Origin of the sequence: Vibrio sp. CDRSL-10 TSBA (genome assembly GCA_039696685.1) — a bacterium.
In the GTDB taxonomy this organism is placed as follows: Bacteria; Pseudomonadota; Gammaproteobacteria; order Enterobacterales; family Vibrionaceae; genus Vibrio.
In genome coordinates, this window is sequence record CP155566.1 from 147,569 (window position 1) to 168,143 (window position 20,575).

At 51.4% G+C, this 20,575-nt stretch carries 19 protein-coding genes and 2 pseudogenes; 10 read left to right on the top strand and 11 right to left on the bottom strand.

The window, feature by feature from the left end:
* Window positions 1-169: 169 nt before the first annotated feature.
* Entirely contained in the window at window positions 170-1,390 is a 1,221-nt protein-coding gene (gene coaBC / locus ABDK09_08020) for a bifunctional phosphopantothenoylcysteine decarboxylase/phosphopantothenate--cysteine ligase CoaBC (GenBank protein ID XAW89636.1), read from the bottom strand.
* A gap of 221 nt (window positions 1,391-1,611) precedes the next feature.
* On the opposite strand from coaBC, the pseudogene ABDK09_08025 reads away from it, so the two are divergent.
* From ABDK09_08025 to ABDK09_08065, 9 genes and pseudogenes are all read left to right on the top strand, one after another.
* Window positions 1,612-3,289, top strand: a pseudogene (locus ABDK09_08025) (methyl-accepting chemotaxis protein).
* A 177-nt stretch (window positions 3,290-3,466) separates the two neighbouring features.
* Complete coding sequence (gene radC / locus ABDK09_08030) at window positions 3,467-4,141, top strand: DNA repair protein RadC (protein XAW89637.1); 675 nt, start codon at window positions 3,467-3,469, stop codon at window positions 4,139-4,141.
* Window positions 4,142-4,563: 422 nt separating this feature from the next.
* The gene (gene rpmB, locus ABDK09_08035) at window positions 4,564-4,800 is read left to right on the top strand and encodes a 50S ribosomal protein L28 (GenBank protein ID XAW89638.1); all 237 of its coding nucleotides are present in this window, start codon (window positions 4,564-4,566) and stop codon (window positions 4,798-4,800) included.
* A 13-nt stretch (window positions 4,801-4,813) separates the two neighbouring features.
* Complete coding sequence (gene rpmG, locus ABDK09_08040) at window positions 4,814-4,981, top strand: 50S ribosomal protein L33 (protein XAW89639.1); 168 nt, start codon at window positions 4,814-4,816, stop codon at window positions 4,979-4,981.
* 273 nt (window positions 4,982-5,254) lie between these two features.
* Window positions 5,255-5,728, top strand: coding sequence for a hypothetical protein (locus ABDK09_08045; protein XAW89640.1), 474 nt, complete (start codon window positions 5,255-5,257; stop codon window positions 5,726-5,728).
* An 89-nt stretch (window positions 5,729-5,817) separates the two neighbouring features.
* Window positions 5,818-6,654, top strand: coding sequence for a bifunctional DNA-formamidopyrimidine glycosylase/DNA-(apurinic or apyrimidinic site) lyase (mutM, locus tag ABDK09_08050; protein ID XAW89641.1), 837 nt, complete (start codon window positions 5,818-5,820; stop codon window positions 6,652-6,654).
* A 39-nt stretch (window positions 6,655-6,693) separates the two neighbouring features.
* Window positions 6,694-7,698 (top strand): NAD-dependent epimerase, encoded by a 1,005-nt coding sequence (locus ABDK09_08055; GenBank protein ID XAW89642.1) that lies wholly within the window; start codon window positions 6,694-6,696, stop codon window positions 7,696-7,698.
* 236 nt (window positions 7,699-7,934) lie between these two features.
* Window positions 7,935-9,035 carry a hypothetical protein gene (locus tag ABDK09_08060; protein XAW89643.1) on the top strand — a complete coding sequence of 367 codons (1,101 nt, stop codon included), beginning with the start codon at window positions 7,935-7,937 and terminating at the stop codon, window positions 9,033-9,035.
* 43 nt (window positions 9,036-9,078) lie between these two features.
* Window positions 9,079-9,939 carry an LTA synthase family protein gene (locus tag ABDK09_08065; GenBank protein XAW89644.1) on the top strand — a complete coding sequence of 287 codons (861 nt, stop codon included), beginning with the start codon at window positions 9,079-9,081 and terminating at the stop codon, window positions 9,937-9,939.
* 44 nt (window positions 9,940-9,983) lie between these two features.
* Here ABDK09_08065 and coaD read toward each other — a convergent pair whose 3' ends face one another.
* The 6 genes and pseudogenes from coaD to ABDK09_08095 form a co-directional block, all read right to left on the bottom strand.
* On the bottom strand, window positions 9,984-10,481 hold the full coding sequence (gene coaD / locus ABDK09_08070) for a pantetheine-phosphate adenylyltransferase (protein ID XAW89645.1): 498 nt from the start codon (window positions 10,479-10,481) through the stop codon (window positions 9,984-9,986).
* A 91-nt stretch (window positions 10,482-10,572) separates the two neighbouring features.
* Window positions 10,573-11,655, bottom strand: coding sequence for a glycosyltransferase family 4 protein (locus ABDK09_08075; protein XAW89646.1), 1,083 nt, complete (start codon window positions 11,653-11,655; stop codon window positions 10,573-10,575).
* 70 nt (window positions 11,656-11,725) lie between these two features.
* Window positions 11,726-12,118, bottom strand: a complete 393-nt coding sequence (locus tag ABDK09_08080) for a glycosyltransferase (GenBank protein ID XAW90700.1) — start codon at window positions 12,116-12,118, stop codon at window positions 11,726-11,728.
* Window positions 12,111-12,809: a glycosyltransferase gene (locus ABDK09_08085; protein XAW89647.1), complete on the bottom strand. Its 699-nt coding sequence runs from the start codon at window positions 12,807-12,809 to the stop codon at window positions 12,111-12,113. The genes ABDK09_08080 and ABDK09_08085 overlap by 8 nt, the downstream gene beginning before the upstream one ends.
* On the bottom strand, window positions 12,809-13,591 hold the full coding sequence (locus ABDK09_08090) for a glycosyltransferase family 2 protein (protein XAW89648.1): 783 nt from the start codon (window positions 13,589-13,591) through the stop codon (window positions 12,809-12,811). Before ABDK09_08090 ends, ABDK09_08085 begins: the two co-directional genes overlap by 1 nt.
* Window positions 13,584-14,667, bottom strand: a pseudogene (locus tag ABDK09_08095) (glycosyltransferase family 9 protein). The gene ABDK09_08090 and the pseudogene ABDK09_08095 overlap by 8 nt, the downstream one beginning before the upstream one ends.
* 95 nt (window positions 14,668-14,762) lie before the next feature.
* Here ABDK09_08095 and ABDK09_08100 point away from each other — a divergent pair.
* The gene (locus ABDK09_08100) at window positions 14,763-15,473 is read left to right on the top strand and encodes a 3-deoxy-D-manno-octulosonic acid kinase (GenBank protein ID XAW90701.1); all 711 of its coding nucleotides are present in this window, start codon (window positions 14,763-14,765) and stop codon (window positions 15,471-15,473) included.
* A gap of 45 nt (window positions 15,474-15,518) precedes the next feature.
* On the opposite strand, the gene ABDK09_08105 is transcribed toward ABDK09_08100, so the two are convergent.
* From ABDK09_08105 to lpxM, 4 genes are all read right to left on the bottom strand, one after another.
* Entirely contained in the window at window positions 15,519-16,760 is a 1,242-nt protein-coding gene (locus tag ABDK09_08105) for an O-antigen ligase family protein (GenBank protein XAW89649.1), read from the bottom strand.
* 153 nt (window positions 16,761-16,913) lie between these two features.
* The gene (gene waaA, locus ABDK09_08110; GenBank protein XAW89650.1) at window positions 16,914-18,173 is read right to left on the bottom strand and encodes a lipid IV(A) 3-deoxy-D-manno-octulosonic acid transferase; all 1,260 of its coding nucleotides are present in this window, start codon (window positions 18,171-18,173) and stop codon (window positions 16,914-16,916) included.
* 115 nt (window positions 18,174-18,288) lie between these two features.
* Window positions 18,289-19,326, bottom strand: coding sequence for a lipopolysaccharide heptosyltransferase II (waaF, locus tag ABDK09_08115; protein XAW89651.1), 1,038 nt, complete (start codon window positions 19,324-19,326; stop codon window positions 18,289-18,291).
* A gap of 53 nt (window positions 19,327-19,379) precedes the next feature.
* Window positions 19,380-20,363: a lauroyl-Kdo(2)-lipid IV(A) myristoyltransferase gene (gene lpxM, locus ABDK09_08120; protein ID XAW89652.1), complete on the bottom strand. Its 984-nt coding sequence runs from the start codon at window positions 20,361-20,363 to the stop codon at window positions 19,380-19,382.
* Between the last annotated feature and the right edge of the window lie 212 nt (window positions 20,364-20,575).

Consider the following 20,575-nt stretch of genomic DNA (forward strand, 5'->3'; position numbering starts at 1 on the left):
ACAGTTTTATGCGACGACAGACTTGGCTGCCGGTCGTCGCGCGCACCGCAGCACCGCGCAGGCGGCAGCTGTCTCTGAGTGGTGATATCGGCGAGTCAACACAAATAGACAAGAGGAAAGTGTTAACTCGTGACACGCATTCCGCAGCGGGATGCGCACTCAGCGGCGTTTAGCTTATTTTGTCGTTGATCAACAGCATCAGGGCGTGCGCCAGCTCGGCTTTGGAGGCCAGTGGCAACTGCTGTTTGCCTTCGGGACGGGTTGCATCCCCGGCAAAGTAGACCGTCAGCGCGTTGTCGTTACTATTGAACCCCTGACCTGCGACCGAAACATCATTGGCGCAAATCATGTCGAGGTTTTTCTTCACCAGTTTACCGCGGGCGTATTTCTCTACGTCCTGAGTTTCGGCGGCAAAGCCAACAGTAAATGGTCGGTTTTGCGCCATGGCGGCCACACTGGCGACGATATCCGGATTTTTGACCATGGTGATGGTCAGCGTATCGCTGTCATCGGTCTTTTTCATTTTCTGGGCAGCGACTTGTTCCGGGCGGTAATCCGCTACGGCCGCACAGCCGATAAAGATATCGTGTGCGCCGGCCTGGTTCATTACCTCAGCATGCATATCCACGGCACTGCTGACATTAATACGCGACACATTGGCCGGGGTAGTTAAATGAACCGGACCGCTGACCAGGGTCACTTCTGCACCCAGTTTCGCTGCCGCTTCGGCAATCGCAAAGCCCATTTTACCGGAACTGTGATTGGTGATGTAACGCACCGGATCGAGCGCTTCGCGCGTCGGACCCGCGGTGAGCAGCACTCGTTTACCGCGCAGCGGCTTTGGGCCGAAGTGATCCTCACAGCGCTGGACTAAATCCATCGGCTCGAGCATACGGCCCGGCCCCACATCGCCACACGCCTGTTCACCGGCGCCCGGCCCCCAGATCTGCATGCCGCGCCGAGTCAGAGTTGCGATATTTTCCTGCGTCGCCAGGTTGCGGTACATCTGCTGGTTCATGGCCGGAGAAACCACAACCGGGGCATCCGTTGCCAGCACCAGCGTGGTCAGCAAATCATTGCCCATGCCTGCCGCCATACGCGCAATCAGGTCGGCGGTAGCCGGTGCCAGCAGCACCAGGTCGGCCCATTTTGCCAGTTCAATGTGCCCCATTGACGCTTCCGCAGCCGGATCAAGCAGGCTGTCAGAAACCGGATGACCGGACACCGCCTGCATAGTCAATGGCGTAATAAATTCTTTGGCCGACTTGGTCATAACGACCCGGACCTCGGCCCCGCGCTCAATCAGGCGACGGGTGAGTTCTGCACATTTGTACGCAGCGATACCGCCGCTGATACCAAGCAGAATCTTTTTTCCTGCCAACGTTTGCATACTGGATTCCTCAAAAATTCTGCGCGCTATGTTAGCACAAACGCAGAAAGATGTCGGAGCTGCGTCAAGTATCGTCGAAAGTGGTCGATATAGGGCTAAGTATCTTGGTATGAAACTTATCTCAACTCACAGAACTTTTCTGCCAATGAGGCAAGATACCCCCAGGTAGTTTGTATACCAACCGAATAAAGCAACAATTATAAAAGCAACAGGAACCGCACATGACCTCTTTTAGAAGCCGAACCAAACTGCTACTGCTGACCTTAGTCCCCCTGATAGTGATTACTGCCATCGTGACCGTGGTCAATTACTGGAGTGGGATGAACTCGTTACAGCAGGAACTGACCCAATACCGCGCCCAACTGGTCGAAAGCCGCAAAGCAGAGCTGAAAGCGTATCTGATGATGGGCGTGACGGCGATTCAGGATCTGTACAATGCAGACCGCAACGGTGAAAACAAGGTGCAGGCGAAAGCCATCCTCAAAGCGATGCGCTTTGAAAGCGACGGCTACTTCTTTGCGTACGACTCGCAGGGGGTTAATACCCTGCACGCTATTAATCCGGCACTGGAAGGCAAGAACCTCTATGATCTGAAAGATAAAAATGGTGTCCCGGTGATCGCCGGATTGATCCAGGCCTCGAAAAGTGGCGATGGCTTCTTATATTTCTCCTGGCACAAGCCTTCGCTTGATGCTCAGGCACCAAAACTCGGTTATGCCGAGTACTTGCCAAAATGGGATTGGGTACTGGGCACCGGTATTTATATCGACGATATTGACACTCAGGTCGCGCAGTTCGAGGCGCAGCGTCAGGCTCAGCTTCGAGAGCAGACCTGGTCTGCGGTCGGTTTGTCCCTGGCTGGGCTGGTACTGACGATTGTGATTGTCAGCGTGCTGGTTTCGCGCGGTGTCGCGCCGTTGCAGCATGTCGTGGACTCATTAAAAGCGGTGGCAGCCGGTGGTGGTGACCTGACCGCGCGTCTGAAAGTGGAAAGTCGTGACGAAGTCGGTGAAGTGGCCAAGGCTTTTAACGACTTTATGGACAAACTGCATCCGTTAATTGTCGATCTGCGCAGTTCGGCGCAGGAAGTGCAATCGGCGGCGTCGGATCTCGATGTGCAGACCAGTCAGTCGAGCCAGCAGATGGGCGATCACAGCCTGGAAACCGATAAAGTGGTAACCGCGGTAACCGAAATGAGCGCCACCTCGCGTGAAGTGGCCAATAATACTCATTCCACCGCGCAGGCGATTGATTCGGCCAACCGCCAGATCTCAGATGCGCAGCAGGAAGTGAACCTAGCCATTGAAGGTATTGGCGAACTGGTCAACGAAGTCAACCTCACTTCAGAGGCCATTTCTGAACTGAGCCAGCAAACCGAGCAGATCACTAAAGTGCTGAATGTGATTGGTGAAATCGCCGAGCAGACCAACCTGCTGGCACTCAACGCAGCGATTGAAGCCGCGCGGGCCGGTGAACAGGGACGCGGCTTTGCCGTGGTGGCGGATGAAGTACGCTCGCTGGCCAGCCGCACTCAAAACAGCACCCAGGAAATCGGCGACATGCTGCAGCAGCTGCATCAGGGTGTCAGCAAAGCGGTACGCAGTATGGCGCTTAGTCAGGAAACGCGGTGAGAAAACGGCGCTGGAGTCGGTGCAGATTAAAGACAGCCTGTCCGGCATTTCTGATGCGGTCAGTCTGATTCATGACATGGGCATCCAGACTGCATCTGCTGCTGAGCAGCAGAGCGCGGTGGCGGAAGACATTAACCAGAACCTGGTGGCGATTCAGCATATCGTGAATGATCTGACGCAGAATCTGCAGCGCTCTGAATCGATCAGCAGTCGTCTAGCGCAGTCGGGCCAGCAGATGAACAGCCTGGTCGGCCATTTCAAACTGTAAGCGCTGCTGCGGCGTCAATCGCCGATTCGCCGTCCTGAGCAACAGGGCCGTTACAGCAAAGATTGAAGTGCGACCAAAGATCCCGTTTTGCGTTTGCATCGCACAGCGAAGATCGGTTTGAGTAAATACAGAGCCTGCTGAGCATTAGGATCGGCAGGCTTTTTTACAGGAGCCGATATGAGTCTCAAGTTTCTGCCCAGCGAGTCGATGCCGCGTGAAAAGCTGCTTGCCCGCGGGCCGCAATCCTTATCTGATGCTGAACTGCTGGCGATATTTCTGCGTACCGGCACGCGGGGCATGAATGTGCTTGAGCTGGCCGATTTTCTGCTCAGGGAGTTTGGATCGCTGCGCGCGCTGTTTTCTGCCCGCAAAGATCACTTTTGCTGTCATAAAGGGCTGGGTGAGGCCAAATATGTCCAGTTGCAGGCGGTGCTGGAGATGACGCAGCGTTATCTGGGCGAAGCGCTGAGGCGCGGCGAAGCCCTGACCAGCCCGCAGCATACCAAGCTGTATCTTTCCAGCGTGTTGCGCGATCGCCAGCGCGAAGCCTTCTATATTCTGTTTCTTGATAATCAGAACCGGGTCATTCAGGATGAAATCTTATTTGAAGGCACCATCGATGCCGCCAGTGTCTATCCGCGTGAGGTGGTGAAACGGGCGCTGCACCATAACGCTGCGGCGCTGATTCTGGCGCATAACCATCCTTCCGGCGTGGCTGAGCCGAGTCAGGCTGACCGAAGGATCACGCGCCGCCTGGCCGATGCACTGGCGCTGGTGGATATCCGCGTGCTGGATCACTTCGTCGTCGGCGACGGTGAGGTGGTTTCCTTTGCTGAACGCGGCTGGCTGTAGATGATTAAGTATTCTTTTTTTGCTATAGGCGAGTGTGAGGCAGCCTGGTGGTAAAGTGCAAACAAGCCAAGTAATACAAAGGACTAGCGACGAATTGGACATTTTGCCGCGAGCAATAAAAGCGGGCCTTATCGGCATTTGAGCGGAATGTACAAAAAATGCTTAGCTTTCTGTTGTTTTCTGGTATGATTCGCACACATTTTTTAACCTCAATCAGCTCAACAGAGAAAAAGATCAGGTAATTCTGTAAAAAGGATCTGTTCGGGTCTTGAGCAACGCGTGTCAAGTTAGTATAATGCGCGACCTTTGATAGCCTTGTATGGATTTTCCATAACGGTTTTTAACCTCAACTTCTTAAGTGAAAGAGAGAGGTTCGGCCACCAAGGTTGATATCGAGCTGAAACGATTTGGAGAAGACATTCATGTCCCGAGTATGCCAAGTAACTGGTAAGCGTCCAGTAACGGGTAACAACCGTTCACACGCACGAAATGCTACTAAGCGTCGTTTTCTGCCGAACCTACAAACTCATCGTTTCTGGGTAGAGAGCGAAAAACGTTTTGTTAAACTACGTCTAACTGCTAAAGGCATGCGTATCATTGATAAGAAAGGCATCGATGCTGTTCTTGTTGATATCCGTGCACGTGGCGAAAACGTTTAAGAGGAATTAAACAATGGCTAAAGGCATTCGTGAGAAAATCCGTCTGGTATCTTCAGCAGGTACTGGTCACTTCTACACAACTGACAAGAACAAACGCAACATGCCAGGCAAATTCGAGATCAAGAAATTTGATCCAGTAGTACGCCAGCACGTTGTATACAAAGAAGCGAAAATCAAGTAATTGATCGCTTGCTTTGGTGTTAGTAGAAAAACCCAGCCTTTTGGTTGGGTTTTTTGTTTTCTGCAATCCCGTTCTCAATTCTCTTACTAAGTTTCCTCACTGAGCTCACCAAGTTCTTCCTTTGCAGCCAACCCGGCTAACTTCTGCTCCCGCTCTGCACATTTTCCTCGTCTTGTCGTTTGATCACCTGACACACCTGTCTTCGGCACGCTAGGATCCCGCTGCGCACTCTGCTAATCTGGCTTAAGATTCAATCAACTAAGGACTGCGGTTATGCGCGTTTCGCCCCGGCGACGTCGCCGCTGGAATAATCTTCTGATTCTGGCGGTGATTCTGTTTATCGGCATCATCAACCTGCCGTCGATCATTAAAAGCTATTTAATCGAGCCGCCCGTCAGCCCGTATCCGGCATTACTCAATCCGCAGGCTGAACTGCAGGCGATGCACTTTACCCGCTTATCGCTGCAGAAGAGCCACGGAGAGTGGCAGGCCAACCCGCCGATCAATATCGAACCTCAGGAGCTGATTGAGCGCTGGCAGCAACTGGCCGGCACCCGCGTCGATGAACAAACCTATCAGTCGTTGCAGTCTAAACTAGGTAACCCGCACAGCATTGAAGTCTGGTATCAGGACCAGGAAGAGCCCCAAAGGGTCACCTACTATCAGGCGCCGCAGTTCTGGCTGTTTAAAAACTGGCAGAACGAGTGGATAGCGGTCTCGGCGGAAGCGGGATATTTGTTTCCTTAAACAAGCTCGCCAGCGCGGCCTGACTTCCGTTAAACTAAGTCCTACTAACCGCAAAGACCCTTGAGCCAAGGATCTCCAGAGGAGAAAACATGCCCGAATTACCTGAAGTTGAAGTCAGCCGCATGGGGATATCACCGCATCTGGTGGGGCAGACCGTACGCGCGCTGACCTTTCGAACCCCTAAGCTGCGCTGGGATATCCCGCATGAGCTGAAACGGATGGAAGGCCAGGTGATTACCGCGATTACGCGCCGGGCCAAGTATCTGCTGCTGGAAACCACGGCAGGTACGGCGATTGTGCATCTGGGCATGTCCGGTTCGCTGCGGGTTTTGGATGGCGACTTTACGCCGGGTAAACACGATCACGTCGATCTGGCGCTGACGAACGGCAAAGTGCTGCGTTATAACGATCCGCGCCGCTTTGGTGCCTGGTTGTGGTGTGAACCGGGTGAGAGCCATAGCGTGCTCGATCATATGGGGCCGGAGCCGCTGACTGATGAATTCAATCCGCAATACATGCTGGATAAAGCGCGTAATAAACGGGTGGCGATCAAAACCTTCATCATGGATAACAAAATCGTGGTTGGTGTGGGTAATATTTACGCCAACGAATCGCTGTTCAGTTCACGAATTCATCCGCTGCGCCCGGCGCATTCAATCAGTGAGGCAGAGTGGATCTCTCTGGTTGCGGATATCAAAACTGTGCTGGCGACGGCGATTAAACAGGGCGGCACCACGCTGAAAGATTTTGCCCAGGCAGACGGCAAACCGGGCTATTTTGCCCAGGAATTGCAGGTATACGGCAAAAAAGGCGGCCAGTGCCCGCGTTGTGAGACCCCGATTGAAGAGCTCAAAATCGGTCAGCGCAACTCGTTTTTCTGTCCGTCCTGCCAGCTAGTTACAGCGGAAAAAACACACTCAATGTGATATAAACAACAGATAGTTTCTGTGTAAGAGAGAAATCAGATGAAATACTTGGTGACCGGTGCGGCCGGTTTTATCGGTTCTGCAGTAGTCGAGCGTTTGTGTGCGGAAGGGCATGAGGTTATCGGTATCGATAACCTGAATGACTACTACGATGTGGCGTTGAAAGATGCCCGCCTTGAGCGTGCGGCGCACGATAATTTCACCTTTATCGAAATGGACATCGCAGATCGTGAAGGGATTGCCGGCCTGTTTGAAGCTGAGCAGTTTGATAAAGTGATTCACCTCGCAGCTCAGGCCGGAGTGCGTTATTCGATCGATAACCCGATGGCTTATGCCGACAGCAACCTGGTCGGCCATTTGACGATTCTGGAAGGTTGTCGCCACCACAAGATTAAGCATCTGGTGTATGCATCTTCGAGCTCTGTTTACGGTCTGAACCGTAAAACGCCGTTTCACACCTCAGACAGTGTTGATCATCCGGTTTCTCTGTACGCGGCGACCAAGAAATCGAATGAGCTGATGGCGCATACTTATTCGCACCTGTACGGCGTGCCGACCACCGGCCTGCGCTTCTTTACCGTGTATGGTCCTTGGGGGCGCCCGGATATGGCGCTGTTCAAGTTTACTAAAGCTATTATCAATGGTGATGCGATTGACGTTTACAACAACGGCGATATGCAGCGTGATTTCACTTACATCGACGACATTGTGGAAGGCATTGTGCGCATTAAAGATGTGGTGCCACAAGCCAATGCTGAGTGGACGGTTGAAGAGGGCACTCCCGCGACCAGTTCAGCCCCTTACCGGGTCTACAATATTGGTCACGGCAGTCCGGTTAAACTGATGGACTACATCAAGGCGCTGGAAAATGCGCTGGGCATTGAAGCTAAGAAGAACATGCTGCCGATGCAGCCGGGTGACGTGTATGCCACATACGCGGATACCGAAGACCTGTTCTCGGCAACCCAGTACAAGCCGCAGATGGGCGTTGAACAGGGCGTGGCGAATTTTGTGAACTGGTACAAAGAATTCTATTCGGTATAGCGACTTCTCCCACACTCCTGACAGGCAGGGCTTGGTGCTCTGCCTGCTTATCGTTATCCTCCCGCGCGCTGTCATCATTCCTTCATATTTATAAAATCAGCGGTCAGTTCACTAATTAATATTAATGTCTGAACCTTTTTACATTTACAACGTCAATTAATATCTATTGTTTTTATAATGAGTCAGGTCAGCCCCTCAGAGGTCGCCGCTCGTTATTTGTTGTAGTTGTCTATCTCATGAATTATCAGTCACATTTGCGTCAGCTCTGTCTCGTGCTGCTGCAGTTTTTTGTATTTTCATTCAGTCTCCTGCTGATTGCGCGTGGTTTTTTCTTTCATCATATTCAGGACGTGCTGATTCAGCCCGGTGTGACAGAGGATATCTGGCGCGCCTTCCGGGTCGGCGCACGCTTCGATGCCAAAGTCACCGCGATTGCTTATGCCCCTTTGTTGCTGGCAGGCCTTATTGTGGCCGTTTTCCGGCGTGGTTACGCCCGCTGGTGTCGTGTTGCTCCGGTTTATCATGCGGGGATAGCGCTGCTGTATGTGCTGGGCTGCATCGGTAACTATTACTACTACCTGACTTATGGCACCCACATCGATCTGTTTATGTTTGGCTTGTGGGAGGATGACTCCAAAGCCGTGTTGGTTAACATCTGGCAGGACTATCCTATTCTGCGCGCTTTGCTGCTGGCACTGAGTGTTTCTCTGCTGGCTTATGTCACCGCGCGCTGGTTTATGCGCAGCTCATTCGGCCGCCTCAAGTTGAAACGCAGCTGGCACTGGAGCGTGACATCGCTGGCGGTATTGTGTGTGGTGCTGGTGACCTTCGCGGTGGCACGTGGCTCGCTCAGCAGCCACCCGCTCAAGCGTTACCATGCGGCCGTGTCACCGTATAAGCCGTTGAATATGATTACGCCGAACGTATTTATGGCGCTAGACTGGGCGATTACCGATTACAAAGAGCAGAGCCATTTTTCTCCGGTCAGTCAGGCTGACCTGGCGGCCCAGATGAAGAAGGTTCTTGGTCGGGCGACTCCGGAATATCACACCCCGCCCAATGCGTATCTACAGCAGAACCCGCCGCACGTGGTGGTGGCTATGATGGAAAGCATGGGCATGAACATCCTGGTGGAAGATAACGCGCAAACCAACGATCTGCTCGGCAGTTTTCGTCAGTATCGTGACCAGGGCTTCTGGTTTGAGCGCTTTATGGCCGGAACGTCCGCGACGATCGACAGTATCGTTATGACGCTGTTCCACAGTCCGGTGGCGACCATCAGCCATTCTGAAGTGCAGAATATTCCGCTGCCGAGTTTCCGCTGCGCTGCCGTATAAACGCGCCGGATATGAGGTGGTGTTCCTGTATGGGGGGAATGGCATGTGGCGCAACCTGGCCAACTACCTGCCGGTGCAGGGCTTTGACCGGGTGTATGATGAAAATGACATAATGGAAGCGTTTCCGGAAGCTGAGCAGTATGCCGGCCCGTGGGGTGTGCCGGATGGTTATCTGTTCAAGTTCGCTAACCAGGTACTGGAGCAGGCCAAAAAACCGACCATGATGTTTATCATGACAGTGACTAACCACTCACCGTATCAGGTACCGGAGTACTATCAGCCAGCGCCGACCAGAATGAGTGATCGCCTGGCGAATCTGATTGGCTATCAGGGCGATCAGGCCAATGTCCTGCTGCAGACTTTCCAGTACGCCACTGATGCGCTGGGCCAGTTTATCGGCCGCATTAAACAGTCAGACAAACTAAAAGACAACACAGTCATCGCGGTCACCGGCGATCACCGCATGCGCTACAGTAGTACTGATGAACCGGAAGAGTTTGCCATGACCTATGCGGTGCCGTTTTATCTCAACGTACCGGATAAAATTCTGGCCTCAACTCAGTATGAGTATGATGCGCAGCGAGTTGGTTCGCACCGCGATCTGTTCCCGACCTTGTACCATTTCAGTTTGTCGGATCAGAGCTACATTTCTCTCGGCGGTGAAAATATGCTGGCCGAGCAGGATGTCAGCCGCTTTGGCTACAATGCGACGCGCAGTATCAGCCAGTATGGCGCGTTCAGTACCCAGGGTAACGGCTTGTACTATCCGTGGCAGGAGTCATCAACCCTGCTTAATCAGGCGATGCCGGTCAATGAAGTCCCGTTTGATGCCCAGTGGGCGCAAGAGTATCACCTACTGCAGGATTATTATCTGCGCTCACAGGTGGTGCCGATGGTGCAGTAAGTACAAATTAAGGGCCTGGCTCTAAATTCTGGGCCCTTGATGTATTACTTTACGATCTTTTTGTCATGCAGCGCATCGGCGACCAGTTTAGGGACGAATTCATCGACGTTACCGCCGTGAATGGCAACTTCCCGCACCAAAGAAGACGAGATAAAGGCGTACTGCTCTGAAGGCGTCAGGAACACACTTTCCAGCCCAGGCATCAGGCGGCGATACATATTGGTCAGACCGAATTCATATTCGAAATCGACTGTAGTACGCAGGCCACGCACCAGAACGGTCGCGCCTTCGGACTTAGCGAAATCGACCATCAGGCCGGAGAAACCTTTCGCGGTCACATTATCCAGATGACCGGTCACGGCTTTGGCAAACTCGACCCGCTCTTCAAGCGTGAACAGGGTATTTTTACTTGGGCTGGCGGCCACGGCGATAATCACTTCATCAAACATGCTGGCAGCACGCTCAATCAGGTCAAGGTGGCCGTTGGTAATCGGATCAAAGGTGCCCGGATAAATCACACGGGAGATACTTTTTGAAGTCACGTTGTTTTACTCAGGTTGTGCGCTTTCTTTCATGCTAAACAAAAACCGCAGCGGAGACCAATAATTGTTACCCATCTCCGCAGGGCTGAGTTTACAGAGAAGCAAAAAATTGCAGATGCTGCTTAGCGCTTTCGCGGCATGAGAAATCATCAATCATACGCTGCTGTGCCTTGCCGCCCATTTGGGCGCGGTTCTGTTCTGAAGCATACAGCCACTCGATTTTATCGGCGATGGCTTTTGCATCGTTGACCGGTACCACAAAGCCGGTTTCACCGTCCAGCAGCAGCTCTTTGCCGCCACCTGTGGTGGTGACGACTGACGGAATCCCCATCGCCATGGCTTCAATAATGGTTTTCGGCAGGCCTTCGCCGCTGATGGACGGCTGAACCTGTATCTTGCTTGCCGCCAGCAGTTCCGGCACATCTTTACGATAGCCAAGAAAATGGATGCGCTCCTGCATACCACTTTGCTCCGCCAGAGCCAGGTTCTGTTCTGTGTCCATATCACGACCGGCCAGCAGCAGGTGCAGATTGGGTAATTTGGCCAGTTGCTTAGCGCTTTCCAGCAATACGTGTACGCCTTTACTTGGGCGGGCGTTGGCAATACAGATCACGCTGAACGCATCCCGGGGCAGGCCAAGGCTGATCAGGTCAGCTGGCTGGGCCTGATACCAGGCGATATCGTGGCCTTTATAAATCGTGGTCACCTTATCGGCGTTTCTCCATACGTGTTTACGCACATCGTCGGTCACTGCCTGAGCCACGCAGCTGATGCCGTTGACCCGCGGGTGCAGGTGAGTCAGGTAGGCGCTCGGGTCATGACGATACAGGCCGCCCACGGTGCCGCGATAAGTGACTAGCTTAGTATTTTTAAAACCGATACAGGCAAACGCGGCATTGGGGATGGTTTTCGAGTTCATTGCATACACAACGTCGTACTGGTTTTCGCGCAGCGCCTGACGCAGAGTTTTGATGGTCTCGAGACAGATTTTCTTGGTCGGATAGCAATCAATGATCTTAACGCCGTTTTCTCGAAAGCGCGGTACATACTCGGCATGGCCCTGGGTCATAATCGTTACGTCATGACCCATCTTGGCCATTTCAATAAACATTTCCGCTTCCGGACGCACACTGTTCCAGGCATCTTTATATGAGCTGAAAATTAAAACCTTCATGGAACCTTCTTAAATTTGGTCGTAATGTAAACTTATCGGAGTAGTAAGTGTGTTTTGAGGGAACCTATTATTACTCTCCTAGAACAATACTTTTTATCTGATGGAAGATTTTGGTGTTATCAAATTTATCTTCAACCATCTTACGGCTGTTTTGTCCCAGTATATGTCTTTGTTTTTGGTCTTTGAGCAAGGATTCTAATTGCAGACGAAAATCATCATGGTCCTCATAAGTTGCCAGTCGACCGGTCTGATTATGGATAACCATTTCGGGCATACTACTGACATCAAATGATACAACAGGTAAACCCATAGCCATTGCTTCTACGATTGCATTGGCGGAGCCTTCATAGTGGGAGGGGAAAACAAAAATATCGGCAGCGGCTAGCAAAGGTCTGGTATCCGATACAAAACCCAGTGGGATGATGTTATTTTTTAGGTCATTTTGCTCAATTTTATCAACCATCTCGTCCAAAAGTGGTCCGGTTTCCCGCGATATAAAGTTTAATCTTGTACCCTTGTTCGAGCAGAATTTTGACACAGTCTACCAGCATGAGTTGGTTTTTTTGTGTAACGCAGCGGCCCGTTGTGACAAGTATTATTTCACCATCTTCTTTTTCAATAGTTGGCGTGATATTTGGACTGTAATCGGTCAGGTTAACACCATTATAAACGATGTGAATTTTTGATCTTTCGATCATGGCCGGATTGTTACTGGTAATTGAACGTCCAATTTCCTCTGAATTAACAATTACTTCTGTTACTACATGTTTAAAAAGATAACGATTAATGACTGTGTTTTTTATGGGATGTGGCATTCCCCTGCGGTAAATGATTTTTTTTATTCCTGCGAACTTTGCCGCAAGTCCAGCACATTTCGCATCAGCGGGTAAATTAAGCACTACGGCATCGTATTGCTGCTGTTTAAAATGACGATAAAGCTTAAACAGCTTAAATGGATTGAGAAAGCTTGCGTTAGATATTTTAGTCGCGAAAACCTGAATGCCTTTTGAAATGACTTGATCTCCGAGCTTACTACCCGGTTTTGTAATAACGATAACATCAGCGGAGGAGTGGCATAACTGCGCTGCGACTGAATGCCATTTTTCTCCTCCTCCCCACGACATGGAAGTGTTAACAAAGCAAACTTTTTTCACTATTTTTTCTCTTTTCGTTTGAGTTCATTACGCAGCCACAGATCCGCGTAGCGGGTGAAGGTGGTATTAGCGCTCAGCAGAGCCAGCAGCAGTCCGTGGCGACCATCAAGGAAGCCAAGTTTAATCACATACATCTTAAAGAAGCGGAAAAAGCCGTGCAGAATGGCGCCGCCCAGCGAGGACTTTTTGCGTCCTTCGCGCTGGTCAGCCCAGGCTTTCATGTAGCGCTGGGTTTTCTCAACATAATTAGGCAGATTATCGATGGTGTAATGGTACAGATCGCCCTTGAGCGATTTGAGCTGATAACCGTCCGGAATAATCACCGATTCATGCACCAGTACATCGTTGTATTGGGTACTTTCTCGGCGGTAGAGGCGGGTCACCCAGTCTGGGTACCAGCCTGAATGGCGGATAAACTTGCCAAAAGCTTCGGTCAGGCGGTTGATCTGATACACAGAGCAGCCGTCGTCGGTGGCAATCGCATTGAGGATCGCCACTTTCAGTTCGTTAGACACTTCTTCATCCGAGTCAAGCGGCAGCACCCAGTCGGCACTCATATAACTTTGTGCTTTCTGGCGCTGCAGGCCGAAACCAAGCCAGTCCTGATGGTAAACCTTGTCGGTATAACGGGCGGCGATCGTCAGCGTGCTGTCGCTGCTGCCGGAGTCGACAATCACAATTTCGTCTACCCAGCCATGCACGGAGCGCAGGGTGGTTTCCAGATGTTGTTCGGCGTTTTTGACAATCATCAGCACGCCGAGAGTCGGCTTACGCTCAGTCATTTTGGTTTCCTGTTAACACGGCATCAGTTAAAAAAGCATTGGTTAAAAACGGTTGCAGCAGCTCAGTCACTTCTTCGACCTGAATATTACTCATCAGGTCATCGCCTTTAAGGCGGGTGCCCCAGGCCAGTTCGCTGACCGGACGGCCGAAACTGCTGCTCAGCCAGGCGCTGGTAAGCGTTTACTGTTGTTGCCAGGCTGTTATAAGGGCCGGTACGCAGCGGATTACTGTGCGCATAAAGGCCAATCACCGGCGTGTCCTGCGTGGTGGCCAGATGAGCCGGGCCGGAATCGGGAGCCAGCACGACGTGTGCCTGTTTCAGCACCGCAGTGAGCTGCTTGAGCGAGGTCTGGCCGATAAGATTGATCACTGGCTGGCGGCACAGTTCGGCAATGTTCTGGCCCAATCTGACTTCGCGCTCGGCCGGTGAGCCGCACAGCACCACCTGCAGGCCATTATCGGCGGCAAAGTCGGCGACAGTGGCGTAGCGTTCGCTCAGCCAGTTACGGCTGTCTTTACTTGCCGCCGGGCAGATTACCAGAGAAGGTTTACCCTGCAGCGCTTGGGTTGCAAACGCGGTATCGTCAGCGCTGAGCGGAATATTCCACTGCGGCTGGTTAAACGGCACGCCGAGATAACGGGCAAATTCGGCAAAGTTGTCCAGCACATGGAATGCTTGAGTCTCCGGCAGATGACGGTTAGTGAACCACCACTGACCTTCGCGGGTGCGGTTTTTACCAAAACCGACTTTATAGCGCGCTTTAATGCCCCAAGACAGCAGGCTGGCACGCAGCGCGGCCTGCATATGCAGCAGCACATCAAAACGTTGCTGTTTCAGCTCTGTCCACAGGGCACGCATACCGGCCATGCCCTGCTTCTTATCAAACACCACCACCTGGATACCGGGCAGATCGCCCATCAGCTGAGCCTCGATTTTTCCGCAAATCCAGGTGATCTTGGTTTCAGGCCAGTGGGCCTGAATGGCTTGTACGACAGAAATGGCATGGCACACATCACCAATAGCGGACAGACGTAGCACACACAATGATTTTGGCGGAGAGCTCAGTAGAGTCATAACTCATCTATAACGAGGAAAATTACGCCAATTATGCGTATCGAAGGAATGAATGTAAAATGTCGTCGACTACTTTGACAGATAAAGCACTGATTATGTCCGATATTCGTAATATTACCCTTTCAGACCAGCATATCTGGTACGACGCGGAGCTGCTTTCCAGCCCGCCTGAGCACAGTTTTGACCCGGATTTCTGGCAGCGCAGCGGCAACATTACCGGCAGCGCTCAGGGGCGAGGTACCACCTGGTTTGTGCAGCTGGATACGTGTCAGGGCGCGCTGCGTCATTATCGCCGCGGCGGTTTGTTCGGTAAGCTGGTGAGCGATCACTATCTGTTTACCGGCTGGCACAGAACGCGCAGCGCGCAGGAATTCGAACTGCTGCGCCATCTGGCTGAAGCCGGGGTGAATGTACCGCGCCCGATTGCCGCCCGCGCGCAGCGCAGCGGTTTGACCTACCAGGCTGATATTCTGGTAGAAAAAGTGCCCAATGCCAGTGATTTGGTCGATGTGCTTCAGAAACAGGCGCTTAGCGATGACATGTATCAGGCCATCGGGCGGATGATCCGCGCCATGCACAATGCCGGGGTCAATCATACCGATCTCAATATCCACAACATCTTGCTCGATAACGCAGGTAAGGTGTGGCTGATTGATTTTGATAAATGCGCGCGTCAGACAGGAGAGAGCTGGAAAGAGGCGAATCTGAACCGTTTACTGCGTTCGTTCCACAAGGAAGTCAACAAACGGGCTATCCACTGGTCTGAGATTGATTTTGAGGCTTTGCAAGCAGGTTACCAGCAGTAGATCCTGCCTGAACGTGAGTTATCGCGTTCAGGCGTAGACAGGAGGTCAGTTTTGGGCGGAATTTAATCGCTCAGTGGCTGTTCGATTGAGATTAATTGTCACCGCCGCCAAAATTGCGGTTCCAAAAGAATACATAAGAATGCCCGAGTGATGTATGAGGTAGTGTTGGGTCATACAAAACCCGCACACCATCAGAATATGCGCACAGCCGAGCATCGCGCTGAAGAACAATGCTGGTGAAGCTTTCGCTTGTGGTGAAAACAGCCGGCTGACAAATAACCAAAATGGCAGGGCAAACACCAGAATCAGGCCAAGCAAACCAATTATGCCCTTAGTTTGCAACTCTTCCAGAAACTGGTTGTGAGCGCGGGAGAAACTTAGGGTGACTTTATCGACTAATCCTTGTTGCACTTGCTGTTGTTTGAGTAGAGGTAGCTGGCTGTGACCAATACCAGTCAGCGGATGCTCAGCGGCCGCATAGAGTGCGGATTTCCAAAGTTCCAGCCGTATCCCGGTTGAAGAGCCCGAGTTCTGCTGCTCATATTTCGTCAGGTCAGACGCAACGGCGTCAATGCGGTTATCGATTTTAGGTTTGACAGCTACAAAGGTGACACACCATACCGCCAGTAAACTGAAAACCATGCGTTTATTAACATAATGACGGGCAAACCAAATGATCATTCCCAGTACAAACGGGGTTGGTACCCAAGAGCCTCTGGCACCGGAAAGTAAACTGGCCGCCAGGGCTAAGCCTGTTGCTGCCAGCGCGATATACATACGGTAACGCAGCGAATAGTGATGAAAATAGATAAAGCTGATCGCGCTGAATGCGGCCAGCCAGGCACAGATACCACCAATCTGAATCACCATGTAGCCGTTATGATTAAATGCACGGTTATCAAAGCCATAGGCTTGCACCAGAGCAATGATGCCGGAAATTACCGAGCCGATTACCATCCCGCTCATGATCCAAGAGAGACGTGGCGGATAGGTCAGAAAAAACCATAAGCTGAACATGGCCAGTAAGGTGCGGCTTGGTAGGTCAATACTGCTAATAGGTTCACCATGATAGGTAAAAGTAAATAAATAGAGTAACCAGTATAATAATAGACTCAGGCTGACTAAACGGGCGTATGGTTGGTATAGAGCCCGGTAGGTTTTTGGCAACAGCAGCAGGCTTACAAAAGCTATAATAACTGCAGCGAAGGAGTAAGAGCTCGGAGCAACGGTTAGAGTCGCGAAAAATGCCGCTGGTAGTAAGGCGGCCAGTAAACTTAATTTCGACAAAGATTGCATCATGTTACGTCTTAGTTATGTCAGAAAGCCTGGGGTCAGGAGTCCTGTGTACTATAAAGTCTGATCACGTTTTTACAATGCTATAGGGCTAGACAAACAGTCATTTTGTGCGTGATCTTGCGAAGCTATGTGCCATGTTGATTATCATTCAGCTATGATGCTGTGCACAGTCCGGTAAATGGCTCCTCGGTTGTGATTCACCACTTGTCGGGCTTGTTCGCCTTGGTGCTGCATCATCACCGGTTCGGCGAGAAGTTGATTCAATGCGTTTGTGATGGCCTGACTGTCAGCACAAATGGTCACGCAGTGTTTTGCCTGAAGCATGGCCATAATCTCATTAAAATTAAAGAAACTCGGACCATTGAGCAGGGGTTTACCTAACGCCGCCGGCTCGAGTAGGTTATGCCCACCCACTTTATCGCCGACCAAACTGCCGGCCATAAAGCAGATATCTGCCGCGCTGATAAGAGTCAGCATTTCACCCATGGTATCGCCGAGATACACCTGACATTCTTCTGCGTTTGAGACTTCAGCCGTGCGGCGCTGAGTTGCAAAGCCTTGTTGCTGACACAGCTCAAATACGGCATTGAAACGTTCCGGATGACGCGGCACCAGAATCAGCAGCGCCTCGGAATACTGCTCCAGCAGTTGGCGGTGCGCAGCAAGCAGGATGGCGTCTTCACCTTCGTGAGTACTGGCCGCAATCCATACCGGGCGTGATGTACCCAGTTGTTGGCGCAGATCTGCACCCGCTTTCTCCACCTGAGGGGCGATCTCGATATCAAACTTAACTGAGCCGGTTACCGCAACCTGATTCGTGCTGAATCCCAGCCGCTGAAAGCGCTCGGCATCGCTGGCGTACTGGCACAGGATGCGATCCACATGCGGTCGAATCAAGTTAAACAGAGCAGAGAATTTTTGATAGCGCAGGCAAGAGCGTTCCGATAAACGCGCGTTGATAACCGTTACCGGAATGCCGTTTTGATGCACGGTTTTGAGTGTGTTAGGCCACAGTTCGGTTTCGACAATCAGCAGCTGAGCCGGCTGTACTGCTTGAATAAAGCGGCGTACACACCAAGCAAAATCAAGCGGCATGTAGCGGTGCTCAACCAGATCGCCGAGTTTAGCGATCTGCTCGGCACCGGTGCTGGTGGTGGTGGTCACGACAATTGCCTGATCAGGCTGTGCCTGTTTGAGCGCCTTAATTACAGGAACTGCCGCGATGGATTCTCCGACTGACACCGCATGAATCCAAATTGGCTGCTGCGCTTTGACTTTCGGCGTAAAACCCCAGTGCTCTTTCCAGCGTGAACCAAATGTCGGTTTGCCAGGCTTGTTTTTATACAGCGAGTATAAAAACAGCGGGCTGAGCAGAGCGAGTAACAGTGTGTATATCAGGCGCATAGGGCTCTTATTATCTAAAATCAGTTTAAAGCGACTCAGTCGGCAACGTGTTCTCTAACACCAGTTTTTCGCGCGGCGTAAAGCTCTTCAGTCTTAAAGTATTGCGTTATTAACCTTAACTGGCATCAAACTGAGTCAGGGCATCAATCACCCGCTGCGGAGCGAGATCTTTCAGGCATTTAAGGTGGCCCAAAGGACACTCACGTTTAAAGCACGGGCGGCACTCGATATCAGTGTGCACAATCGCCTTTTTTACCGCCAGTGGTGGTGTATAGGTCGGAGAGGTTGAACCATAAACACCCACCACCTGGCAACCGACAGCAGCAGCGACGTGCATCAGGCCGGAGTCGTTACTCACCACGCTTTCACAACAGGCCAGCATATCCACCGCTTCAATTAGGCTGGTTTTACCGGCCAGGTCAGCGACATGTTCGCGCTGAGCTTCACTAAGATGTTCGATAATGCTTTGTGTGGTCTGGCTGTCTTTGGCTGAACCAAACAGCCATACCTGTTTGCCCTGATCGATCATGGCGCCGGCAACCGCGGCATAATGCTCAGTCGGCCACTGCTTGGCCGGGCCAAATTCTGCACCGGGACACAGGCCAATCACGGCGCGCGATGAGTTCAGAGCGAACTTATTGCGGGTTTGCTGCTGAACTTCAGCGTCAATCGATAAGCTTGGGCGAGGTAAAGTTTCCAGACCACCCAGAGATGATGAATCGACCATCTCAGCTTTTGGTTGCGACAAGGCGACATAACGCTCCGTCATGTACTGAAACGATTTTTTGTTCGGGCGCAGATCATTGAGCAGGCCATAACGCATTTCACCTTTCCAGCCGGTACGAACCGGAATACCGGCAAACCAGGGAATCAGGGCCGACTTGGCTGAGTTAGGTAGAATGTAGGCATGGTCATACTGGCCACGCATCGATTTACCGATAGACCGTCGGGCGAAAAAGTTAAATTCACCATGACCAATCGGCATATCAATCGCCTGATTGACTTCCGGCATTCGCTCCAGGATAGGTTTACACCAGGCCGGAGCCATCACGTCGATGATGGCATCGGGATGTTGCTGTTTAATGCTTGTGTACAAGCACTGAGACATCACCATGTCTCCGACCCAGGAAGGGCCGATAATTAAATATTTCATGTTCTGTTATTTAAGCCATAGTGAACGTTTGAATTATGACTGCTCGGTTTATTTTACTGTTTAACCGTATAAGGGTTAACATCTGAATCTGGTCGTGTTTTAAGCAGTCGCAAAATCCACATGTATTGCTCCGGGCGTTGAGTCACGTAGTTTTCAATGCATTCATTCATCATACGTGCGTCCTGATGTTCATCTCCGGTCGGAAACGGCAGTTCAGGATAAAAGTCGAGCTCATACTCGCCGCTGGTGCTGTTATACATAGCAAATAGCGGGACGATTTTTGCTTTGCTTAGTGTAGAAAGGCGACCTAAACCGGCAATGGTTGCTTTTTGGGTAGCAAAAAAGTCGACAAATACACTGTGGTCACGGCCAAGGTCCTCATCTGGCAGGTAATAACCCAGGTAACCATCTTTACGCACTGATTTAATAAACGGTTTAATGCCGACACTACGGTCGTACACCCGGCCGCCGTACTGCACGCGTTGCTTATGCATCAGCCAGTCTGACACTTTATTCTTCTGACTTTTCGCCATAGCTGAAACCGGCAGTCCACGAGACGCGAGCAAAATTGCAGGGATATCAATCGCCCAGGTGTGTGGTACCAGCAGAATAACGTTCTCACCACGATCCAGCACTTGCTGCACATGTTCAAAGCCACGAATGGTGGTGTTGTTTTCCAGCCAGTTTTTACTGCGTATGGACGTCGAGGCAAAGCCCATCAAGAACATGGTGGAGGTGATGTACATCTGCTTAAGAATGGCTTCACGCTCCGCATCTGACTGGTGCGGAAAGCACATCTTTAAGTTAACCCGCGCACGGGTATTGGCTTTGCTTTTGACTTTCAATGCAAGCTTAGCCAGTGATTCGGCAATCGCCCGCTTGGCTGCCGCCGGTAAAAAGCTCAATAGACAGGCAATGGCAACAGCAAACCAGGTTCCCCAGTAGCGGGGATGAAGGAAACTCCAGTGAAACTGGGGATTGTAGGCATATTCATCAAAGTCATCGCGCGGCGATGAAGAGAGACGAGAAGTCGACATAGTTTGCTCAGATTGTTTGTTTTTTGAGTAAAATTATCGTGGAGTATAACAGGAGTAAAGGATATAGGGAAAAGGTCCTAGAATCCTAGGTCCTAGAGGGCGGGTGCTTTCAGTTTGGTTTTCACTGATTGGATTGTTTTGTGTTTTCGGTACGTCGTCGTCCGTCCCTAAACCTTAGAAACTACGAATAAGGCCCAGCGACCACATCTAGG

Excerpts from the sequence above, each read along its gene's own strand:
- mutM (XAW89641.1), top strand. The coding sequence starts at position 5,818 with ATGCCCGAATTACCTGAAGTTGAAGTCAGCCGCATGGGGATATCACCG.
- ABDK09_08075 (XAW89646.1), bottom strand. The coding sequence starts at position 11,655 with ATGAAGGTTTTAATTTTCAGCTCATATAAAGATGCCTGGAACAGTGTG.
- coaBC (XAW89636.1), bottom strand. The coding sequence starts at position 1,390 with ATGCAAACGTTGGCAGGAAAAAAGATTCTGCTTGGTATCAGCGGCGGT.
- rpmG (XAW89639.1), top strand. The coding sequence starts at position 4,814 with ATGGCTAAAGGCATTCGTGAGAAAATCCGTCTGGTATCTTCAGCAGGT.
- waaF (XAW89651.1), bottom strand. The coding sequence starts at position 19,326 with ATGAAATATTTAATTATCGGCCCTTCCTGGGTCGGAGACATGGTGATG.
- rpmB (XAW89638.1), top strand. The coding sequence starts at position 4,564 with ATGTCCCGAGTATGCCAAGTAACTGGTAAGCGTCCAGTAACGGGTAAC.
- ABDK09_08065 (XAW89644.1), top strand. The coding sequence starts at position 9,079 with ATGTGGCGCAACCTGGCCAACTACCTGCCGGTGCAGGGCTTTGACCGG.
- ABDK09_08080 (XAW90700.1), bottom strand. The coding sequence starts at position 12,118 with ATGGTTGATAAAATTGAGCAAAATGACCTAAAAAATAACATCATCCCA.
- ABDK09_08045 (XAW89640.1), top strand. The coding sequence starts at position 5,255 with ATGCGCGTTTCGCCCCGGCGACGTCGCCGCTGGAATAATCTTCTGATT.
- ABDK09_08055 (XAW89642.1), top strand. The coding sequence starts at position 6,694 with ATGAAATACTTGGTGACCGGTGCGGCCGGTTTTATCGGTTCTGCAGTA.
- lpxM (XAW89652.1), bottom strand. The coding sequence starts at position 20,363 with ATGTCGACTTCTCGTCTCTCTTCATCGCCGCGCGATGACTTTGATGAA.
- radC (XAW89637.1), top strand. The coding sequence starts at position 3,467 with ATGAGTCTCAAGTTTCTGCCCAGCGAGTCGATGCCGCGTGAAAAGCTG.
- waaA (XAW89650.1), bottom strand. The coding sequence starts at position 18,173 with ATGCGCCTGATATACACACTGTTACTCGCTCTGCTCAGCCCGCTGTTT.
- ABDK09_08090 (XAW89648.1), bottom strand. The coding sequence starts at position 13,591 with ATGACTGAGCGTAAGCCGACTCTCGGCGTGCTGATGATTGTCAAAAAC.
- ABDK09_08060 (XAW89643.1), top strand. The coding sequence starts at position 7,935 with ATGAATTATCAGTCACATTTGCGTCAGCTCTGTCTCGTGCTGCTGCAG.
- ABDK09_08100 (XAW90701.1), top strand. The coding sequence starts at position 14,763 with ATGTCCGATATTCGTAATATTACCCTTTCAGACCAGCATATCTGGTAC.